The sequence below is a fragment of the Ruegeria sp. BHSA191 genome (assembly GCF_059613325.1).
Genome location: NZ_JBXWSH010000011.1, coordinates 30,988 through 51,313, shown reverse-complemented (window position 1 = coordinate 51,313; position 20,326 = coordinate 30,988). Strand labels below are relative to the sequence as shown.

Annotated in this window: 14 protein-coding genes and 2 pseudogenes; 12 read left to right on the top strand and 4 right to left on the bottom strand. The window is 56.0% G+C overall.

The window, feature by feature from the left end:
* The first annotated feature begins 6 nt into the window (after positions 1-6).
* From AC2FNS_RS12055 to AC2FNS_RS12035, 5 genes are all read left to right on the top strand, one after another.
* Entirely contained in the window at positions 7-2,457 is a 2,451-nt protein-coding gene (locus tag AC2FNS_RS12055) for a tetratricopeptide repeat protein (RefSeq protein WP_496797521.1), read from the top strand.
* 88 nt (positions 2,458-2,545) lie between these two features.
* Positions 2,546-3,172 carry a polysaccharide biosynthesis/export family protein gene (locus AC2FNS_RS12050; protein ID WP_496683764.1) on the top strand — a complete coding sequence of 209 codons (627 nt, stop codon included), beginning with the start codon at positions 2,546-2,548 and terminating at the stop codon, positions 3,170-3,172.
* Positions 3,173-3,184: 12 nt separating this feature from the next.
* Positions 3,185-4,708, top strand: coding sequence for a hypothetical protein (locus AC2FNS_RS12045; RefSeq protein WP_496713660.1), 1,524 nt, complete (start codon positions 3,185-3,187; stop codon positions 4,706-4,708).
* Between the two features lie 92 nt (positions 4,709-4,800).
* On the top strand, positions 4,801-6,414 hold the full coding sequence (gene xrtD / locus AC2FNS_RS12040; protein ID WP_496797523.1) for a VPLPA-CTERM-specific exosortase XrtD: 1,614 nt from the start codon (positions 4,801-4,803) through the stop codon (positions 6,412-6,414).
* Between the two features lie 11 nt (positions 6,415-6,425).
* Entirely contained in the window at positions 6,426-7,529 is a 1,104-nt protein-coding gene (locus AC2FNS_RS12035; protein WP_496803868.1) for an acyltransferase family protein, read from the top strand.
* 11 nt (positions 7,530-7,540) lie between these two features.
* Here AC2FNS_RS12035 and AC2FNS_RS12030 read toward each other — a convergent pair whose 3' ends face one another.
* Positions 7,541-8,791, bottom strand: a complete 1,251-nt coding sequence (locus tag AC2FNS_RS12030; protein WP_496797525.1) for a glycosyltransferase family 4 protein — start codon at positions 8,789-8,791, stop codon at positions 7,541-7,543.
* A complete protein-coding gene (locus AC2FNS_RS12025) occupies positions 8,784-10,046 on the bottom strand; it encodes a nucleotide sugar dehydrogenase (protein ID WP_496797526.1) in 1,263 nt (420 codons plus the stop codon). Before AC2FNS_RS12025 ends, AC2FNS_RS12030 begins: the two co-directional genes overlap by 8 nt.
* A gap of 412 nt (positions 10,047-10,458) precedes the next feature.
* On the opposite strand from AC2FNS_RS12025, the gene AC2FNS_RS12020 reads away from it, so the two are divergent.
* From AC2FNS_RS12020 to AC2FNS_RS11995, 6 genes and pseudogenes are all read left to right on the top strand, one after another.
* Positions 10,459-11,967, top strand: coding sequence for an oligosaccharide flippase family protein (locus AC2FNS_RS12020; RefSeq protein ID WP_496797527.1), 1,509 nt, complete (start codon positions 10,459-10,461; stop codon positions 11,965-11,967).
* A gap of 48 nt (positions 11,968-12,015) precedes the next feature.
* A complete protein-coding gene (locus AC2FNS_RS12015; protein WP_496803867.1) occupies positions 12,016-13,044 on the top strand; it encodes a glycosyltransferase family 2 protein in 1,029 nt (342 codons plus the stop codon).
* On the top strand, positions 13,044-14,006 hold the full coding sequence (locus AC2FNS_RS12010; RefSeq protein WP_496797529.1) for a sulfotransferase family protein: 963 nt from the start codon (positions 13,044-13,046) through the stop codon (positions 14,004-14,006). Before AC2FNS_RS12015 ends, AC2FNS_RS12010 begins: the two co-directional genes overlap by 1 nt.
* Positions 13,988-15,010, top strand: a complete 1,023-nt coding sequence (locus AC2FNS_RS12005) for a lipid II:glycine glycyltransferase FemX (RefSeq protein ID WP_496797530.1) — start codon at positions 13,988-13,990, stop codon at positions 15,008-15,010. The genes AC2FNS_RS12010 and AC2FNS_RS12005 overlap by 19 nt, the downstream gene beginning before the upstream one ends.
* Position 15,011: 1 nt before the next feature.
* Positions 15,012-15,692: a polysaccharide deacetylase family protein gene (locus AC2FNS_RS12000; protein ID WP_496797531.1), complete on the top strand. Its 681-nt coding sequence runs from the start codon at positions 15,012-15,014 to the stop codon at positions 15,690-15,692.
* 150 nt (positions 15,693-15,842) lie between these two features.
* Positions 15,843-16,969: pseudogene (locus AC2FNS_RS11995) on the top strand (IS3 family transposase).
* 93 nt (positions 16,970-17,062) lie between these two features.
* Here the strand turns inward: AC2FNS_RS11995 and AC2FNS_RS11990 are convergent.
* Both AC2FNS_RS11990 and AC2FNS_RS11985 read right to left on the bottom strand, forming a co-directional pair.
* Entirely contained in the window at positions 17,063-17,959 is an 897-nt protein-coding gene (locus tag AC2FNS_RS11990; RefSeq protein WP_496796799.1) for a sulfotransferase domain-containing protein, read from the bottom strand.
* Positions 17,960-18,040: 81 nt separating this feature from the next.
* On the bottom strand, positions 18,041-19,228 hold the full coding sequence (locus AC2FNS_RS11985) for an O-antigen ligase family protein (protein WP_496796798.1): 1,188 nt from the start codon (positions 19,226-19,228) through the stop codon (positions 18,041-18,043).
* A gap of 335 nt (positions 19,229-19,563) precedes the next feature.
* Between AC2FNS_RS11985 and AC2FNS_RS11980 the strand changes: the two are divergent.
* Positions 19,564-20,322 (top strand): annotated as a pseudogene (locus AC2FNS_RS11980) (IS5 family transposase).
* Positions 20,323-20,326: the final 4 nt, after the last annotated feature.

Below are 20,326 nucleotides of genomic sequence, written 5' to 3'. Positions count from 1 at the left end.
GACGTGATGAACGCATTCGGAAACCTTCTTGGCAGGACCTTCGCGGCATTCCTGCTGACTGCCGCGCTTTTCCTCAGCGCCTGCGACACAGCGGAAGAACGGGCCGAGGCGCATTATCAGGCCGGTCTTGCCCATCTCGAGAACGGCGACGTCGAGCGCGCGCTGATCGAGTTCAAGAACGTTTTCAAACTGAACGGACAACATAAAGAAGCGCGGTTGACCTTCGCCCGGCTCGAGCGCGAACGCGGCAACGTGCCACTGGCCTATCGCCAGTATCTGCTGTTGGTGGAACAGTATCCTGACAACCTCGAAGGCAATCGGGCCTTGGCGGAAATGGCGTTGGAACAGGGGCTGTGGGAAGATCTGCGGCGCTATGTCACCAAGGCCGCGCAGTTGGCCCCGGAAGAGGCCGAGATCGCGTCGTTGCAGAACACGCTGGCCTATACCGACGCGGTGCGGGATGGCAACGATGCCGGCGTCGGACAGTCCGTCGCTGCGGCGCGCGCAATGCTGAATGACCGCCCCGACATGATGACGGCTCGGCACGTGGTGATCGATCATCTCGTGCGCGCCCAGGATTGGTATGATGTGATCGACCAGGTGGATGCCGCATTGGCTTTTGCGCCGACCGAGGGGAACCTTTACACGATCCGGCTCCACGCTCTTCAGCAGCTGGGCAAGACGGACGAGATCGAAAAGCAGCTGCGCCAGATGATCGACGTCTTCCCCGGCGATCAGGGCGTCGAGCAGATGCTGGTAGAACATTTCATCGATCAGCGCCGTTTGGACGATGCCGAAGAGATCCTGCGGGCCAAGGCGGATCCGCTGTCCGAAGACTATTTTCCCGTTCAGCGTCTGATTGCCTTTCTGACCGAGCATCGCGGCCATGATGCCGCCATCGCGGAAATGACCCGGACCATCGCGGCGGGCGGGCCGAATGCCGCGCGATACCGAATGATGCGTGCCGCGCTGCGGTTCCAGTCAGGCGATATCGATGGGGCGCTGTCCGAGATGCGCGCCTTGCTGGATGGTGCTCCGCGCACGGCGCAGACACGTGAGAACGAGGTGGAGTTCGCGCGGATGCTGATTCTGTCCGGCCATCCGGAAGAAGGCCGCGCCGTGATCGAACGCGTCCTGAGCGAAGACCCGACCCAGACCGAGGCCGTCAAGCTCAAGGCGGCGTGGCTGATCGAGGATGACGCCATTGGAGACGCGATCCTGCTGTTGCGCGCGGCGCTCGAGACGAACGCACGCGACCCGCAGCTCGTGACCTTGATGGCTCAGGCGCATGACCGAAACGGCGACCGCAACCTGAAGGGCGAAATGCTGGCGCTTGCGGTCGAGTTGTCCGGCAACGCGCCGACCGAAACCCTGAACTATGCCCTGCACCTGATCGAAGAGAACAATCTGAAGATCGCCGAAAGTGTCCTGATCGACGCGTTGCGCAAGGCCCCGACCGACCCTCGGCTTCTGTTGACGTTGGGCGATGTTTATGTCGCCTTGCAGGACTGGCCCCGGCTGGACTCCGTGCTGCAGGCGCTCGACCCGCTGGATGATCCCGATACACGCCGCAAAACCAGCGAGCTGAAGGCGCGGATGATGGAAGGGCAGAACCGCACCGGCGATCTGGCGGCGTTTCTGGGCGAACTGGCGGAAGACCCGGAATTCGGATTGCCAGCCGATCTCGCCCTGATCCGTCTGATGGTGGTTCAAAACGACTTTGCCGGAGCCGAAGCCCGCCTGGATTCCCTGCTGGCTGAGGCGCCGGAGTCGAACATCCTGCGGATCGTCAAGGCGCATGTGCTCGAAAAGAAGGGAGAGCCGGAAGCGGCCGCGCGGCTGTACCGCGCAATCGTGGCCGATGACCCGGAATCGGCGCGGGCCTGGCTGGGGCTGATCGCGTTGCAAAAACGCCATGAAGATCCGCAGCAGGTCCGGGCCACGGTGCAACAAGCGCTGACCGCCTTGCCCGACAACGCGGACCTGCTGATGTTGCAGGCCGAAGGCTATGAGTGGGCCGGCGAATGGGAAGCGGCGATTGCAGCATATGAAAAGGCTTATACCGCTAGCAACCGCTCGCCGGTCGTGGCGAACAATCTGGCCAGCCTTTTGACGACCCGCCGCGATGACGACGAAAGCCTGCAGCGGGCGCAAGTTCTTGTGCGGAGCCTGCGTGGCAGCCGCATTCCGGCCTTTCAGGACACATATGGCTGGGTCGCCTATCGTCTGGGCAACTATGACGAGGCGCTGACATATCTGGAAAGTGCGGCAAAGGGGTTGCCGGATCATCCCGTGGTCCTGCAGCATCTGGGCAAAGCCTATGAGGCCGTCGGGCGTAGAGAGGACGCCCTGCGTGTCTATCAGGCTGCGCAATCGAGGGAAGCGGCCCCGGATGTGGTGACAAACATCGAAGCCGAGATCGAACGGCTGCAGATCGAGTTGAGCGGCGGTCAATAGAAGGTCCGCGGCAATTCTGCCGCACCGATCCCGTTTGCTGCGTCAGGCCGATTGTGACGAATGGAGAAAATGGGCATACTTTGGGAAAATGAGAGAATTGAACATGCGGACAGTCATCGGATCATTGATCACTTTCGTGACGGCCTTGGTGCTGTCGACCGGCGCCTTCGCGCAGGGTTCCTATCAGATCCAGCCGGGAGATGCGCTCAAAATCGAGGTTCTCGAGGACCCGACCCTGAACCGAACCGTGCTGGTTCTGCCTGACGGCTCCATAAACTTCCCGCTTGCGGGAACGATCCGGGCGGCCGGCAAGTCGACCAGCGGGTTGCAGACCGCGCTGGCGTCGGCACTGGCGAACAACTTCAACACACCTCCGACCGTCTATGCGTCGATCGCAGCCCTTGCGGCCCCGGCCCTTCCCGGCCTGACGCCGACAGGGCCAACGATCGACGTCTTCGTCATGGGCGAGGTCAACATTCCCGGAAAGCTTCCGGCGACGGAAGGCACGACAATTCTTCAGGTTCTGGCCCAGGCCGGCGGCCTGACCAACTTCGCGGCCCGCAAACGCATCGAATTGCGACGGGTGGACAGCAAAACAGGCGTGATGAACAAATACCTCTACAACTATGATGGCGCGGGCGGTGGCATTCAGGGCAATACGGTGCTCAAACCCGGAGACGTCGTGGTCGTACCCTCGCGCCGCTTGTTCGAATAGGGGCAGATACAGGTGGGGAAATTCAGGAAGAGGCAGGGCCTGACGCTTTTGGGCAGCGTCGCTTTCGTGGCGGCAGTGTCGCCCGCCACGGGCCAACAGGTGTCGGGGCAGCAGACAACGACGCAGCCGGCCACCACGCAGCAAGCGCCCAGCCAGCAGCTGATCGTGCAGCAGGCGCAGCGCAACCCTGCGCGACGGGTGGGCCAAGCCGCAGGTGCAGCGGGTACCGGCACCGGTCTGACCGTGACGCTGGACTATCTGTCGTCGCTGCGGCACGACGACAACCTGCGTCTGACGGATCCATCTTTGGGCTCGACCACCTGGTGGGAGAATACGCTGGCCCTGGGGATTCTGAACCAGACTCCGAACTCGACCCTGCAATTCGACCTGTCGGGGTTGTATCGCATCGCGAACGAGCCGATCATCGGGACCGATGGCAGCTTTTCCGACCCGTTTACCCAGCTGAACTATCAGCGCAGAAACGCCAACAGCAACTTCAGTCTGCTGGCTTCGTATCGCGAACGGGATCTGGCCTTCAACCGGTCGCTGACCGACGTCAACCTGGATGGGGTGATCGATGCTGCCGATGTCATCGGCACGATCGGCGATCAGGTCGATACCCGCGGCAATCTGAATTGGCAGACGGGACTGAACGACCCCCTTGGGTTCCGGTTTTCCTACAACTATCGTGAACGCAGCTATTCCAACACCATCGATCCAGGACTGTTCGACAACAACGCCAATGACTTCTTCGGAAGCGTGCTGATGCGGATCTCTCCGGTCTTGCAGACCAACGTCAGCCTGAACTACCGCGAATTCCAGGCCGATGACGCCGTGCAGACGGATCGCAACACCACTGTTCTGTCAACTGGCGCCACTTATGATGTTTCGGCCACCACGACCGTCAGTGCGAATATCGGCTACAGCAAGGTTGACGACACCCAGCGCGTTTCGAACACCAGCAACGTGACCGAGGATTTCGTCTGGGACTTTTCCTGGAACAAGACGCTGCCGGACGGGTCCGCCGATATTCTGATCGACCAGACCTTCGGCGTGAACGGCTCGCGCATCAATGCGACCTTCGGGCGTGATTTCCAGCGGGCCAACGGGACTTTTGGGTTTGATATCGGATTCACCCGAGGACCGTTCGACGAGGTGACGCCGATCGGACAACTGGACTATAGCTACAGGTTGGCCAGTTCCCGGATCGGGGCAACCATCCAGCGCCGGGTCGGCACCAGCACACAGAGTGTGGAAACGCGGCAGACGCTGGCTTTTCTGACCTATGACTACATCATCAATCCGGTGTCGGCCCTGTCGTTCAGCGTGAATTTCATCGACCAGGAAAACGAAGGGTCAGGCCCTAAAAATCCGCGCCAGCGTAGTGTGTTCAACGCCTCCTATTCCCGTGCGATCACCCGGGACTGGGCGGTCAACATGGGTTATCAGTACGAATACGACGACCAGAACGGGTTCCGGGCAACATCCAACGGCGTGTTCGTGACACTGGGGCGGCGGTTCACCCTCAAGCCGTGATCGGCGCGATGCGTCGCAGGTGGCGATCACGATTTCGGGATTTCGATCTGCGAGGATGCTTGCGCCGCGGTTTCGATGCAATATGAGGGTTGATGCAACAGCTTGAGTCGAAATCCGGTCAGTCCGGCGGACCTCTGGGAGCGGTCTGGCCACGGATCAACGTGGCCGGATTTGGCTGGTTCGTGCTGTTGCTGGCCGGATCGGTCCCGGTGTTCTGGATCGGGATCGTGTCGCTGGGCACTGCTTGGAGCACGCCTGAATACAGCCACGGCCCGCTGATCCCGATCATTTCGCTGTATCTCTTCCTGCGGGAATTGCGCAACGCGCCGGCGACACTCCCCGAAGTTCAAGACCGCTGGCCCGGGGTTGCGATCATCGCCCTGGCGCTTGCGGTGGCGGTTCTGGGCAATCTGGCGCGGATTCCGGACATCGTGACCTATGCCATGATCATCTGGACCGGCGGAGTCGTGCTGACCGTGTTCGGCTGGCAGCGCGGCCGCCACCACCAATTGCCGGTCTTTCACCTGGTTTTCATGCTGCCCCTGCCCCAGTTCGTGTACTGGAAGCTGACGATATTCCTTCAGTGGATCTCGTCCGAACTAGGCGTGTGGTTCGTGCAACTGGCTGGCGTGTCGGTCTTCATCGAAGGCAATGTCATCGATCTGGGTGTCTACAAGCTGCAAGTGGCCGAGGCCTGCTCGGGCCTGCGCTATCTGTTTCCCATTCTCAGTTTCTCGTACCTGTTCGCCCTGCTCTATCGCGGCCCGATCTGGCACAAGGTCGTGCTGCTGCTGGCGGCCGCTCCGCTGACCGTTCTGATGAATTCGATCCGCATCGGCGTGATCGGCATTTTGGTCAATCAATACGGCATCGAACAGGCCGAAGGATTCATGCATTTCTTCGAGGGCTGGATTATCTTCCTGCTATGCGTGGGGGTCCTGTTCCTGATGGCCATCGGGCTGCAGCGCATGGCCCCCGATCCCAAGCCCTTTGCACAAGCGATCGATCTGGATGTCGATGGGTTCGGCCCCATCGCGCTGCGCATTTTTGGTCTGAAGCCTTCGCTGCAACTGGCTGTCGCGGCCCTTCTGACGCTGTCGGTATCCGCGGCTTGGGTGCTGCGCCCCGCGGCCGATGTTCAGCCGGTGGAACGCGATCCCTTTGTTCTGTATCCGCGGCAACTCGGAAACTGGTCGGGGTCGACGGCCAGCCTCGACCCGAAGGTCGAGCGGACCCTGGGCGCCAGCGACTATCTGAACGCAACATATGCCGACACCACGTCGGGCGAATTCGTGAACCTGTTCGTGGCCTTCTACGACAAGCAGACCGACGGCGACGGGATCCATTCCCCTGAGGTCTGTCTGCCTGTCGGCGGGTGGGAAATATTCAGCCTCGAGCCGTATCAAATTACCTTGGACAAGACGCCCTATGGCAGTTTCACCGTCAATCGGGCGGTGATCCAGAAAGAACTGTCGAAACAGCTGGTCTACTACTGGTTCGAGCAGCGCGGAAAGCGGATGGTCAACGATTTCCGGGCCAAGCTGAGCGTCATCCAGGATGGCTTTGTCATGGGGCGGACGGATGGCGCCCTTGTCCGTTTCGTCACGCCCATCCTGCCCGGTGAAACCGAGGCGGATGCCGACGCGCGGCTGCAGCGGTTCATGGTGCCCAGCCTGAACCGCATGCCGCGTTTCGTACCATTCTAGCTAGTTTGGTGATGAAAATGTATCAACGGACTCTCGCAAAAGTTCTGGGTAGCAGCCCCTGTATTGCGGATCGCTCGAACGGTCGAGACAACCATTTCAACCTGATCCGAATCCTCGCGGCAACAGGCGTTCTGGTCTCACACGCATATCCTCTCAGCCTCGGCAAGGCGGCAGTTCAACCGCTTGAAGCCCAATTGCACGGATTGTCCCTTGGAACAGTCAGTGTCTGGATATTTTTCGCAATTTCGGGTTTTTTCATTACCCGTAGCTTCGATCGGAAGCGATCTGTACCATCCTTTCTTGTGTCTCGGGTTTTAAGACTCTTTCCAGCGCTAACCATTGTCCTGATAATTACCATTTTCGTTTCGGGATTGTTTTTGACCGCTGCGTCCGCCGGTGTATTTTGGCCTGCAACAATCGAGTATTTTTTCCGCAACATGACCTTGTTTGACTTGTTGTATACACTGCCAGGTGTTTTTGTTGGAAACCCACATGGGCCGGCAATCAACGGCTCTCTTTGGTCACTGTCCTATGAGGTCACTTGTTACGCCGGAGTCCTGATTTGCGGGACGTTGGGTCTATTGCAACGGCGTAAGCCGTTTGCGTTTCTGGTTTTGTTGTTCTTGGGTGTCTACGCCACTACAATGGCGTTGGAGTTGAACACACGAATTGAGCAGATGGCGCGGCTTGGACTGCCATTTCTGACCGGGATGTGTTTCTATCTCTGGCGCTATGAAATTCCTTTGTCCTTGGTTGCTCTCGTCGGAGCAGCATGTATTGCGTTCGTCACTTGGTTCACTCCGGTGTTCTTGCCCGTTTTCTCCATCACATTATCTTACGCAGTTTTTTTTGTGGGATACTCAAGATGCGAAAAGTTGTTGAAATTCAATAATTTGGGCGACTATTCATATGGACTCTATATTTATGCTTTCCCCATCCAGCAGATTGCAGCCCAGTCCGGTATGACGACACCAGTGTCCAATATGGTGTTTTCCTTGCCTCTCACACTCGTCTTTGCTGTTTTGTCTTGGCACTTGATTGAGAAGCCAGCCATGGGATTGCGGAATCGGCCGAGCGTATCCGCTAGACCAAATGCACACCGGGCCACGGAATAAGTTGCAATATTTCAGCCTTTCCACACCCGTTCGTAGGCCGCGATAAGGGCGGGCACCTGATGAGGCCAGGCCATTTCAGACTCGACCCGCGCGCGGCCATAGCGGCCCATTCGGGCCCGACGCTCTTCATCTTCAAGCAGTTCGGCAATCTTGGCCGCCATGTCCACCGGATCATTCGGCCGCGCGTACAGAGACGCGTCCTGCGCCGAGAACCGGCCCTCGGTCACGTCGAACTGGACGATCGGTTTTTCGAAGGCCATGTATTCAAGGATCTTGTTCATGGTGGATTTGTCGTTCATCTCGTTTACCCGGTCCGGGTTCACGCAGACATCCGCCGTCGACAGGATCTCGAACAGGTCCCGATCCGGTGCCCGCCCGGTGAAGGTGACGTAGTCCGACAGGCCCATCGCGGCGGATTGTTCGCGCAGTTTCTCGAGGCTGGGTCCGCCGCCGACCAAGCAGAACTGGATGTCGTCCCGGCCCTGCCCCTGCACCAGGTGGGCCACGGATTCAAGCAGCAGGTCGATCCCCTCCTGATCGCCCATCACGCCGACATAGCCCACCATGTATTTTCGACCGTTCCGCCAGGCCGGGTTGGGCGGAACGCGCTCCAGACGGCTCAGGTCCGGGCCCGAGCGCACAATGAATACATCCTCGGGCGCCATGCCCCCGCGTTCGATGGCGATCCGGCGATAGCTTTCATTGGTCGCGATCGACACCCGGGCCGACGCGAAGGTCAAACGTTCGAAGGTCCTCATCAGTTTCCAGAAGAACCCGCGCCGGCCGAATTTGGCCTCGTAGAGTTCGGGATTGATGTCGTGATGATCGAACAGGTACCGCACGCCGAACAGTTTGAAGGGCAACGCCACTAGAAAGATCAGATCAGGCGGGTTGCAGCCGTGGATGACGTGAAAGCCCCGGCTGAGCTTGATCCGCAACGCCAGCCAGGATTCCCAGAACAGCGCCGCGCCGTATTCCAGCAGATAGCCAAGCGCGCCGCTTGCATCCAGTGGCAGCGGGTGGCGATAGACCTTGATGCCTTCTTCTTCCCAGATCCGCTCTTCGTGGCCCTTTCCGGTCGGACAGATCACCGAAACGACGGCGCCGGCGGCGGCCAGCGTGCGCGCCTCCATCCAGACGCGCCGGTCGAAGGGGACGGGCAGGTTTTCGACCACGATCAGAACTTTCAGCCCCTGCAGCGGCCGGGCCCGCCGCAATTCATCCATCGAGACCGGCTGAACGGCCAGGGTGGTGTCAGTCATATTCATAGGTTTGCACCACCGGAAAATCGCCAAGGTTCAAATCGTTCACGATCGCATTCGATCCGATCACCAGATCCCACGGCCCCTTTTCGGCTGTGGCCCGATCGACCAGCAGGCTGCCGACCGAAGGCAGATGCGTGAAGGCATAGCCCAGGTTCTGCCCGCGCAGGTCGGCAGGGCGGATGGCCGGGTCGTAGACCGACAGCTTGTACCCGCCCTGAAGCAGCCGGCGCGCGATGTCGACATTCGGGCTTTCACGCAGGTCGTCGGTGCCGGCCTTGAAGGCCAGGCCCACCATCAGCACCCTGCCCCCATCGGGCAGACGGGCCATGATGTCCTGGGCCTGGTAGGTCTTGTGCGCCTCGTTGGTGCGCAGCAGGCTGTCGATCAGATGCGTATGCGCACCGATCTCGCCCGCGATATGTTGCAGGGCCCGCACGTCCTTGGGCAGGCAAGACCCCCCGAAGGCGCCGCCCGGCCGCGTGTAGTAAGGCGAAATGTTCAGCTTGGTGTCCGAGACAAAGATCTGGTGCATGGTTTTTGCGGATACGCCCATGCGATGGCAGATGCGGCCGATTTCGTTGGCAAAGGCCACCTTGGTGGCATGCCAGGTGTTGTCCACGAACTTGGTGATCTCGGCCTCTTCGTACGAGGTGTAGAAAACTGGCGCGTCAAGGCCCTCGTGCAGCGCGTCCATTACATCGGAGCGGCAGCCATCTTTCGTGCCGACGACGATCTTGGGTGGGTGAAAGAAGTCATGCACGGCCGAGACTTCGCGCAGGAATTCCGGATTGTAGACGATTTCGACCGCTTGCGCGACCCGATCGCCCAGAAAGCTTCGAAAGATCGGCTCGACCAGTTGCGCGACGGTTCCGGGCCGAAAGGTGGACCGGTAGGCAACCGTCAACGGACGCGCCCGGTTCTCGGATACGGTTTCGGCAATCTGCCGGGTGACTTCGGCCACATAGCTCATGTTGTGGGAGCCGTCGGTCGAACTGGGCGTTCCGACACAGACGATGGCCAAATCGCAGGTTGAAAGATCGGGGCATTCGACGACCGCACGGATCAGTCCCCTGTCCAGTGCCTGGGTCAGCAGTTCGCCGACCTGCGGTTCCTTGATGGGTGGTTTGCCGGAGTTGATCTCGGACACCTTGTCGGCATTGACGTCGATGCCCAGCACTTCGTGCCCTTGATGGGCCAGACAGCAGGCCGCGGTGAACCCAACATACCCCAAGCCAAAAATCGCGATTTTCATAAGGTCATACCACTACTCACACAACATACTCTCAACTGCGAAAATCGCGGGCGACGTACTTCGCTGCAGACTTGGCTTCGTAATACATTTCGTGTCCAATTCATGACACGAATAGAGATTACACTTCGGAAAAAGATGCAACAGGTCGGCTGGCGATGAAAATATGCAGAAACCACGCAGATACCAAGGTTTAATACATCTGAAACAGACCGAGACACCGAGATTGGGCGGTCAGGCCTGTGCGGCGTAGCCCTAGCTCGAACGCATTAACATGTCTCACTGCAGCATGGATTTGGAAACATAGTTGCTGTAAACCACTGTTTGTAGCGAGTTTGGAAAGTATAGAAATTTGAAACAACCTACGAATTCTAATCGGCACAGGCGCTCAACATCCCGAACGTCAGCGCTTGCAGTGGGTGCGACCACATTGCTAGCCTCCAGCCTGTTTAGACAAGTGTTGGGCATGATCACTTTGATAGTGACGGCTCGTCTATTGACACCCACAGACTTCGGCATTGCCGCCTACTTCTTGGTCGCAACAGCCTTTCTTGAGATGATTCAACGGCAGATCGCCATCGTTCTCATCCGAGTCGAAGAAGTGACCCCGGAACATCTGAGAACTGTCTTGACCTTTCAGATTATTGTTGGTGCCGCGGCCGCAGCATTCTTTTTCTCAACTCGTCAATTTCTTGTTCTGCTTGGTCTTCCTGAATTGTCTGAACTTGCCTTTGTTCTTTGCGTGCTGTCTTTCGTAATAGCCTTCAAGAGCCCCCGCTTTGTTCTTTTCGAGCGCGATCTGAGCTTCATCTATGCAGCAGGAGAAGAGACAGTTAGCCGAGTGGTTTATTCCGTCATAGCGGTTAGCTTAGCTTGGTTCTGGCGGGACTATTGGGCTATTATTGCTGCTAGTTTCGGTGCCATGTTGACGCGCAGCATTTGGACATTCGGCTTGGCACCAATGACGATCCGTCCTTCGCTGGCGCGCTGGCATGATTGCTTGTCTTTTTCTATTTGGTCGACTGGAGCTCAAATCGCTCAGTTCTTTTCAAAAAACATGCCCCAGTTAATTATCGGCGCAACTCTGGGATACTCGGATGCTGGTATATTTCGACTTGGCAACAGGCTCAGCACACTTGTTACAACTCAGCTTTTTGCCCCGCTTCAACGCGTTTTTTACCCTGGACTTGCGGAAATTTCCAGGAACACCGACCGAAAAGATGAAGCATTCACCCGCCTGAACGAATTTCTTCTTGCGATCGTCTTGCCGATTTCCATTGGTATGGCTCTGGTCGCTAATCATATCGTTATCGTCGTGATCGGATGGAATTGGTTGGCAGCCGTACAGGTCATTTGGATTTTGGCCCCACTAAAGGCACTTGAAACGCTCCAAGAAAACGTCCGCTCGGCTGCCTATGTCGAAGGGTCGACAAAGGTATTGTTTGTCAGAAATGTATTTCTGTTGGCATTTGTTTGCTTGTCGATGTCTGTTGGCGTGCAGTTTGGGTTCTCTGGCGCTTTGGTTGCAGCTGCAACCTCGAGCGCGGCAGCTATCCTGACTACGCTGGCGGTTGCCAAGAGGTTTGGAACGCAGAGTTTTTTCGGCCCACTGACGGTTGGTTGGAGGTCGTTTGTGTCAACGTTGACCATGATCGCAGCAGTTCTCTTAGTAGGCGGCGCGATGGGCAACCCCGACCACATTGGATGGGCCTTTGACACCTCCGATGACCTACCATTGTTGCGCTATCGTTTTGCCACGAAGGTGCTGGTTGGTGCGACAGTCTATGTAGGAACACATTATTTGCTATGGAATATGGTGAAGCGCCCCGTAGGAGTTGAGAGTCTGTTTTTGGGCTTGGTTAAAAATGCTTTCGGGCACCCCAAAGGCTCAAAGACCCGAGCGCGTGGATCTATCGAATCCTGATTTTAGAGGTTGATCATGAATTTGGAAAATCAAAAGGTCTTTTGACGTATGGGCGACTGTTCGGTCTTGAATGGCAAAAACGAACTGACTTGCGTGTCGCGTGGAGAGGAAGTCGATCTTAGTGTAATAATTGTAAACTACAAGACTTGCGAGGTAACCGCACAAGCGATCCAGTCTGTTCTGGAACACTCCGGCACCTTGAAGCTGGAAATAATCGTGGTCGATAACGATTCACGCGATGGTAGTGTCCATAAGCTTCGTACCGATTTCCCGGAGATTACGGTCGTGGAAGCCGGCCACAACGGCGGCTATGCTTGGGGTAACAATATCGGCATGCGTATGGCGCGTGGTCGCATATTTTTAATTCTCAATCCCGATGCACAGGTTTTCAACGGCACTTTGGAACACGCCGTTGCCTATCTTCGGGACCATCCCGAAGTTGGAATTCTTGGTGGGCATGTCTCTTTGGAGGATGGGAGCCAGCAATCAACCCTTTTCCGAGAAATATCACTGCGCAGCCTCTTCTGGAGCATGTTTGTACCTAACACGATACTTCGCAATAGCCGCTACTTCGGCGATCAACGTTACGCATCCTTGCCTCGAGACACGATGCAAGATGTTGATGTCGTGGCAGGGTGTTTCATGATGATTTCGCGCACGGTTGTAGACAAGATCGGCACGATGGATGAACGGTTCTTCATGTACAGCGAAGAATCGGAATGGTGTTGGCGGGTTCGACAGGCGGGCCTAGCGGTGCGCTACAATCCGGATATTCGCTTGATGCATATTGGCGCTGTCTCGACAGGGCAGACGTCTCCTTGGAAATCCGTTGAGATCGCGAAAGGCCACATCCTTTTTCTGCGCTTTACCCGCGGGCCTTTAGTTGCTTGGTTTGGGACTTTGATGATGCTTGTTGGTGACCTGCTAAGGGCCGCGTGGTTTTTGCCAATAAGTGTTTTTCGACCCGAGCAGCCAGCAGCTAGTGCTTGGCGGGCGAGGCTTGTTTTTCTGGCTGGAGCCCTGTTCAAGCAATCCAAAGGGCAAATGCCGCCGAAGTATCGTGCAGGGACAGCATAATGGAAGCCAGGTTCAAATCCGCGCTGCGGGGGGCAGTCCATACAGTTCTTGCCCCGGCTGAGGCGCGAATGCTTGAAAGTCAGCCGAAAGCTAACTGGCCACATATCTTCATTGTGGGCGCGCCACGCTCTGGAACATCCTTGATTTATGAGGTGGTGGTCACAGCGTTCAAACTCGCTTATTTCACGAACTTGTCACATCGTTTCTACATGACCCCTCTGGTGGTTACTAAACTAGGCCAATTGTTTTTACGGCCTCGCAAGCCTGCCTTTCAAAGCGACTACGGTCATATCGCCGGATGGGCGGCACCAAACGAAGGTGGCTGGATTTGGCGGCGTTGGTTTGAGGACAGAGCGTGGACTGACGAAAGCGCGTTATCCAGTTTGCCCGTGCAAGAAATCAAGGCAACTCTGTCGGGGATGTCAAACTTGTTTCATGCGCCTTTTATTAACAAGAATGTGATGCATTCAAATCGGATCAGGTTGTTAGACGCGCTGTTTCCCGGCTGCCTATTCATCGAAGTTCGGCGCGACCCCAAGGACACAGTCAGGTCCATTCTCAGGGCGCAACGACGCCAAAAAGGCCCAGAACCAGACCGCGAGCAATGGTGGTCTGTTCGCCCGTCAATGGCTGGAGGCGCCACTGACATCGAGCGAGCTTGCCGGCAAGTTGTGGGCGTAGCGCACGATATTGATCTCGATTGTTCACATATCGGGGCGAACAGGTTGATCAGGATAAACTACGAGACAGTGTGTGAAGACCCCAGAGGTGCCTTGGAGGACATCCGCGCATTTTTTGGCCAACACGCAGTTCCCGCCAGCTGGTTTGCCCAGGACTTGATCCCCATGCAGTTCACGATCAATCCCTCCAAGCGGTTACCAGACCAAGAAGAAGAGCTAATTGACAAGATTTTGGAAAATAGTAAGTGTGGAGCTGGAGTACGTTGGCGAACCAGCAAATAGAATTGCGAAAACTGTCGCCAGATCAGTGGCCCGAGATCAGCCGCCGCTTTGATGACCTGACTTATGAGCAAACACTAACTTACGCATTGGCTGCCGCGGACCGTATCGGCGCCTCCGCCGAGTTTTTGGGGATGTTCGATCGCAACGGCATGCCGGTTGCTGCTGCGTGTCTTAGAGTCAAGAAAGTCCCGATTCTAGGGCGGGGAGTTGCATGGATAGCCTCCGGACCGCTGACATGCACGGGACATGGCCAGCGCACGGTTCCCGAGACTTTGGGCTCAGTGTTGTCCGGTTTGCGAAAATACACACACGGTGCTGGGCATGTCCTGCGCTTTCGCATGCCTGTCAGTGCAACTCCGCATCTCGATGTGATAACCGAGGCGGGATTTGTGCCGTCAGAAAGGTCCAGCACATATAGGACGGTTTTGATCGACCTGAACCAATCAGAGGCTAACCTAATGAAGGCCCTGCACGGGAAGTGGCGAAACTCTTTGCGAAATGCCCTGAAGGCCGATCTAGATATTCAAAAAGGGCCGATTACCGAATTGTCGGATCGGTTCTCTAGGCTGTATCATCAGGTCCGTTCCTCAAAAGGCTTCCAGCCTGACATACCGCCTGAGTTTTATTATCACCTGTCAGGATCTGATTTCGAACATGACGTTCTGGTCGCTCGCAAGGGCGGTGAAGACATTGGTGCGATGACCATTGGGTATGCCGGTACCACTGCAACATACCTGTTCGGGGCGACTTCTGAGGCCGGACGGCGATTGAACGCTGGGCACTACCTCATGTGGCAAGCTATGCTTCATTGCCGTCGCCGTGGCGCCAGGTGGTTCGATCTGGGCGGCATCGATCCAGAAGGGAACCCCAGTGTCACGCGGTTTAAAGTGCGGACAGGCGGGACAGATGTAACGGCAGCAGGCCCGTTCGAGTCGCGGCCATCGGGAATGACGCCTGCGCTGATCAAGCTGGCCGAATCCGTACACAGAAAGGTCAGGTTGTGAAATGGCCCGGCGGATAGGACTCAACTTTCATGGGATCGGAGATCCAAAGCGCGTGCTTGACCCGGGAGAAGCCCCTTTTTGGCTTTCTGAGAAGCAATTCTTGGATGTTCTAGATCGCGTTGCGGGCGCGCCTGAGCCTGCACGTTATTTTCTGACTTTCGATGATGGGAATATTTCTGATTTTGAAGTTGCCCTTCCTGCTCTGGAGCAGCGGGGTTTATCAGCCACGTTCTTCGTCCTCACAGGAAGGGTTGGTCAGCCTGGATCTTTGGCGCGATGTCACATTTCCGCTCTGGTCGCAAAAGGTATGGGAATAGGCAGCCACGGGATCAACCATGTCGCGTGGGATACCCTAGATACGAGGACCCTCAGTCGAGAACTGTTGGAGTCGCAAGCCGTATTGGAGGATGTCTGTGGGCTCCCTGTGATGCGCGCCGGTATACCTTTCGGCTCATACAATGCGCGCGTACTCCGTGTGCTTCGCCAGTGTGGATACCAAGTGGCGTTTTCCAGTGATGGTGGGTATATGAACGACTCTTCGTTCGTGCGGCCACGTACGTCCCTACGCGGAGATATGGGGATGGCAGAGCTTGATGCCATAATGAACGGGCTTCTGCCAGTTCGAAAGAAAATACGTCGCGCGGTGGCAATGACAAAAAAAAAGCTACTACCCCTAGGCTAAGCGCCACGTGGGACTGAATTGCCTGAGCATATCAGCCGGGAGTATCATGAACTTTGTGTATCCGTCCCGGTCCATGCGATTTCAGATACTCAAGCTGACCCTCCCCCACTGAAGTGGTCCGCCGTTATGTTGAGGAAACGGAGGATCAGAATGGGAATGAAACGACACAAGCCGGAAGAGATTGTCACGAAGCTGCGGCAGGTTGAGGTGCTTGTCGGGCAAGGAATGACGCGGGTGGATGCGATCCGTGAGGTTCGCATTACCGAACAGACTTACTATCGCTGGCGCAAGCAGTATGGCGGGCTGGGAACCGACCAGCTCAGAGAGCTCAAACGGCTTCAGAAGGAGAATGAGCGGCTAAGGAAGGCCGTGTCGGACCTGACGCTGGACAAGCTGATCCTGGCGGAGGCGGCAAAGGGAAACTTCTGAGCCCCGCCCGTCGTCGAGCTTGTATCGAACTTGTCCGCAACGAGCTGGGCGTCTCGGAGCGTCGTGCTTGCCGGGTGCTGCGCCAGCACCGCTCGACACAGCGCAAGCTGCCGAGGGGCCGGGCTGACGAAGAGCGCCTGATAGCGGACATGATTGAGCTTGCGCGCCAATATGGTCGCTATGGATACCGTCGGATCGCAGCCTTGCTGAGAGATGCAGGCTGGCAGGTCAACGACAAGCGCGTGGAACGGCTGTGGCGACGGGAGGGACTACAAGTGCCATCGAGGCAGCCGAGGAAAGGGCGGCTCTGGCTGAATGACGGATCCTGCGTACGGCTGCGGCCGGAGTACCGCAACCATGTCTGGTCCTTTGACTTCGTGCACTGCTGGACGGACGACGGAAAGGCATTCAGGACGTTGAACATCATCGACGCGTACAGCCGGGAATGCCTCGCGATCAAGGTGAAGCGCAAGCTGAACTCCATAGATGTCATCGACGCCCTAAGCGATCTATTCATCCTACGCGGTGTGCCGGCCTGCATCCGGTCGGATAATGGCCCGGAGTTCGTGGCACAGGCTGTCCGGGACTGGATTTCCGCGGTCGGCGCCAGGATCGCCTACATAGAACCCGGCTCATCCAGGGAGAATGGCTATTGCGAAAGCTTCAACGCCCGGTTCCGCGATGAGCTGCTTGATGGCGAAATATTCTATACCCTGCGCGAGGCACAGATCCTGATCGAACAATAGAGGAGGCACTACAACACGAAACGACCGCACAGCGCCTTGGGTTACCGCCCACCGGCCCCGGAAACCGTCGTCCCGATGGACCAGAGGCCGACTATGCACTAACAGTCAAACTGGACCACTTAGGTGGGGCTGATCACTTCCTTTCGGTGAAGCATGAACCGGATCAGTCATACACAGAAGATTTGCCACTCTCTATCAGGCCCGAGCATATCCAAATTTTTCCAAGATGTGCCCAAGCTCCTGGTCGATGAAAGCCAAGTGTTCGGGTTCCAGTTCATCTTTCCATTGGCCGCTGCGCCCGCTGCGGATATGCGCACGCTCATTGACCTTTGACGCTGATAGCTTGCTGCGTTTACCCGCTTCGAACAAGCGCATCAAGCGGACCCCCAATTCGTGCGCCTCTGCGGTCAAACCCAGAAAAGAAAAGATTTCGCTGTAAAGCGCATCGCGCCGGCTGCCCATCAACTCATCATATGACACTTCAAGGATGTTCGGGTCATCCAGATTCCAGTTTTCAAGAGTTTCGCGACTGAAAAAGATGAAGTGGCGGATTGTCATGAACAAGCCCTCTGTCTTGTCGACAGCGCGGAGCTTCTCCTGGTAAGTTCTTCCATTTTCATCCGGAATGTGAGCCCAAAGCTCGTTCGTCCACAGATGGTAATGATACGAGGACACAATCATGTCTCGCGGATCTCGCATGACATGTATCCCACGATAGGGACCAATTTCGGCAAATGGCGTGCGACTGTGCATTGACAGGAAAACCCTAGTATTCGGCTTTGGGATCTCTTTGGAAATATCCTCGAAACGTACACCGAGACCAAAGGACAAAAGTTTGAGCACCGCCTTAAAATAGGTGGTCATTGCCTTGTGATGAGTGGCAACAAATATCTTAGTCTGTCCATTTGAAAAATCGCGTTCATGGATTCTGCAACGCAACAAATAAGGGATCAGTTTCCAGAACTCTTGGTTCGTCGCCAAACCATAGTTCTTGCGCACAGAGATCGGAATTTGTGCCAGCAGATTTTGTTGTCGTGACCGTTTCGGCCTTCGTCCTGTGCTGGCATCTGTCTCGATTCTGGATTTCGACATAGTCACTTCGTTTTCCCTGTTAAAACGGCGGCTTTCTTCCGGTCAGCCACCAGATTTCCAAAGTATTGGCAGCACTTTTCCTCAACCAAATCGTGTATATCGAATTGTTCGACGTTCGTGTGACGCAGAAGATGCATTCTTCTCTACAGCTTCATCTTCGGCATCTACCATCCATAGTCCTGCACCGAGCATAAACATGAACAAGCAGAAAGTTGCATCCCACACATGCACAGTTATCGCTGCTACACAAAAACCGGAAAGAGAAAACAAATACCCGTACCGATAACTTGCCAGCCGCCCATTAAGCTTGGCCCGTCCTATGCTCCTGAACACAAAAAAGACTATAAGAAGAAGAAATATCAAAGAAGGAAATCCGTGACGCATTGTCACGAGCAGCCAATAGTTGTCTACGCTTGGGACCATCCATCTCGGCCTGCTCCAATCTTTCAAACCGATCCCAAACACGGGATTGCGCAATATATCGTCTGATGCGTAGGTGAAGATGTGAATCCGGTTCCAAGCCGTCGATTTCTTCAATGTCAGGTACGCAGCAAACAACTGAGCCGGCGGCCGATTAGAAAACACTTCGATAAACGCGTATAAACCGACAAAGAGGTACAGCAATAAGTTCCATTTCTTCTTAATGGCCGAAAAAACCGTTTTCCATCCCATCAGTCCAATTTGCACGGCAATGGCAAGCCAAGCGCCAGAGGACAGCGATGTAATGGTAGCAAACACGACAATTCCGACCCGGGAAAGCTTGTAGCTCAGACTTTTACCATACCCCAAAACGTACCAAGACATTGCGAATGCTGTGCTGCAAAACAACCCGAACAAAATAGGGTGAGGCATCGAGCCCTGTGCCCGGTAGAACCCAAGACGCGGCTGATCTAGGACAGTCTTGTAGACCTGCCCGAAATTGCTAAAAAAATTGAGAAGCAACGAGGTGTTGGTTACAGATTGATAAACACTGAATGGCAACATGATTGCAACCACCGCAAAGAGCCAAATGGCGAAGCTGCGAAATGCATCGGCATCCCGGATCATCCAACGTGCGATAAAGTAGGGCGATAGGGTTTCGATTAGAGCGATGCCCACATACTCCCATCGCGCAAACCCATGATTTGCGATTATCGCCAACCCATTCCAAATGGCAAAACACAGAATCAGAATGTCGGGGGTTTGAACTCTTGTCGATCGGTCCAGCCAGTGCACAACCGCAGGAACAAAAAAAATAATAAGAACCAACCGATAGCCGTTGATCTGCATTCCGAGGACGTCGAAGTAAAATGGTAAGATGAAACCAACGAACAAAAAGGGGATCAAAAACGGCTTAGATCTGGGCAGCCCAGCTTTGCTGACAGTTCCAATCGAATGCCTTGATTCTGTCGAAGTAACCAATAGACTCACCGCTTTGACTAAACAACAACCGATCTCATTCTGGGTTCGGACGCTGCACACTGAATGCAGCAACGTCGGAAACACCCTGATCGACAGAATAGAAGCAAGTACGCACGTTGGCTAGTAAACAGGTCTTCTTAGGGTCAGGACCCCTTGGGTTCTGGGTGACGGCGTGTTTCATGGTTCAAAAACGAGCGGTGAACATGTCTGATCTTTTCTGGCTGACAGATGCGCAGATGGCGCGTCTTAAGCCCTTCTTTTTTAAGCCCCACGGCAAACCCCGCATCGATGCTCGGCGTGTGTTGAGCGGTATTATTTTCATCAATCGCAATGGGTTAAGATGGTGCTATGCGCCTGCAGCTTATGGTCCGCACAAGACACTCTACAATCGCTGGAAGCGTAGGAGCGACAAGAGCATCTTCGGCCGGATGATGTCCGGTCTGGCCGCCGAACATGGCGAGACGAAGACCGTGATGATCGATGCCACCTATCTGAAGGCACACCGCACCGCGACCGGCATGGGCGTCAAAAAGGAGGGTGTGGACGCCTGATCCGTTGTCCGGCAGGCGATTGCAAAGCAATCTGCCGAGAGGGGCCGAACCAAGGGCGGCATGAACACCAAGCTGCATGCCATCTGCGACAGCCAGGGACGACAAATTGACCTGTTCGTCACCACCGGTCAAGTCAGAGACTACGTCGGCGCGCGGGCGCTGCTTAGCTGCCTGCCGAATGTGGATTAGTTGCTTGGCGACCGCGGCTATGACGCGGATTGGTTCAAAGAAGCGTTGAAAGACAAAGGGATACGTGCATGCATCCCTGGCCGGAAACAGCGAAAGAAACCGATCAAGTACGACAAGCGCAGCTACAAACGACGCACCAGGATCGAGATCATGTTCGGCCGGCTCAAGGACTGGTGGCGCGTCGCGACCCGATATGACAGATGCCCGAAAGTATTCCTGTAAGCTA

What these genes read in the sequence shown, in the direction of transcription:
- AC2FNS_RS12055 (WP_496797521.1), top strand. Translation starts at nt 7, where the DNA reads ATGAACGCATTCGGAAACCTTCTTGGCAGGACCTTCGCGGCATTCCTG.
- AC2FNS_RS12050 (WP_496683764.1), top strand. Translation starts at nt 2,546, where the DNA reads ATGAGAGAATTGAACATGCGGACAGTCATCGGATCATTGATCACTTTC.
- xrtD (WP_496797523.1), top strand. Translation starts at nt 4,801, where the DNA reads ATGCAACAGCTTGAGTCGAAATCCGGTCAGTCCGGCGGACCTCTGGGA.
- AC2FNS_RS12035 (WP_496803868.1), top strand. Translation starts at nt 6,426, where the DNA reads ATGAAAATGTATCAACGGACTCTCGCAAAAGTTCTGGGTAGCAGCCCC.
- AC2FNS_RS12030 (WP_496797525.1), bottom strand. Translation starts at nt 8,791, where the DNA reads ATGACTGACACCACCCTGGCCGTTCAGCCGGTCTCGATGGATGAATTG.
- AC2FNS_RS12025 (WP_496797526.1), bottom strand. Translation starts at nt 10,046, where the DNA reads ATGAAAATCGCGATTTTTGGCTTGGGGTATGTTGGGTTCACCGCGGCC.
- AC2FNS_RS12015 (WP_496803867.1), top strand. Translation starts at nt 12,016, where the DNA reads ATGGGCGACTGTTCGGTCTTGAATGGCAAAAACGAACTGACTTGCGTG.
- AC2FNS_RS12010 (WP_496797529.1), top strand. Translation starts at nt 13,044, where the DNA reads ATGGAAGCCAGGTTCAAATCCGCGCTGCGGGGGGCAGTCCATACAGTT.
- AC2FNS_RS12000 (WP_496797531.1), top strand. Translation starts at nt 15,012, where the DNA reads ATGGCCCGGCGGATAGGACTCAACTTTCATGGGATCGGAGATCCAAAG.
- AC2FNS_RS11990 (WP_496796799.1), bottom strand. Translation starts at nt 17,959, where the DNA reads ATGTCGAAATCCAGAATCGAGACAGATGCCAGCACAGGACGAAGGCCG.
- AC2FNS_RS11985 (WP_496796798.1), bottom strand. Translation starts at nt 19,228, where the DNA reads ATGCAGATCAACGGCTATCGGTTGGTTCTTATTATTTTTTTTGTTCCT.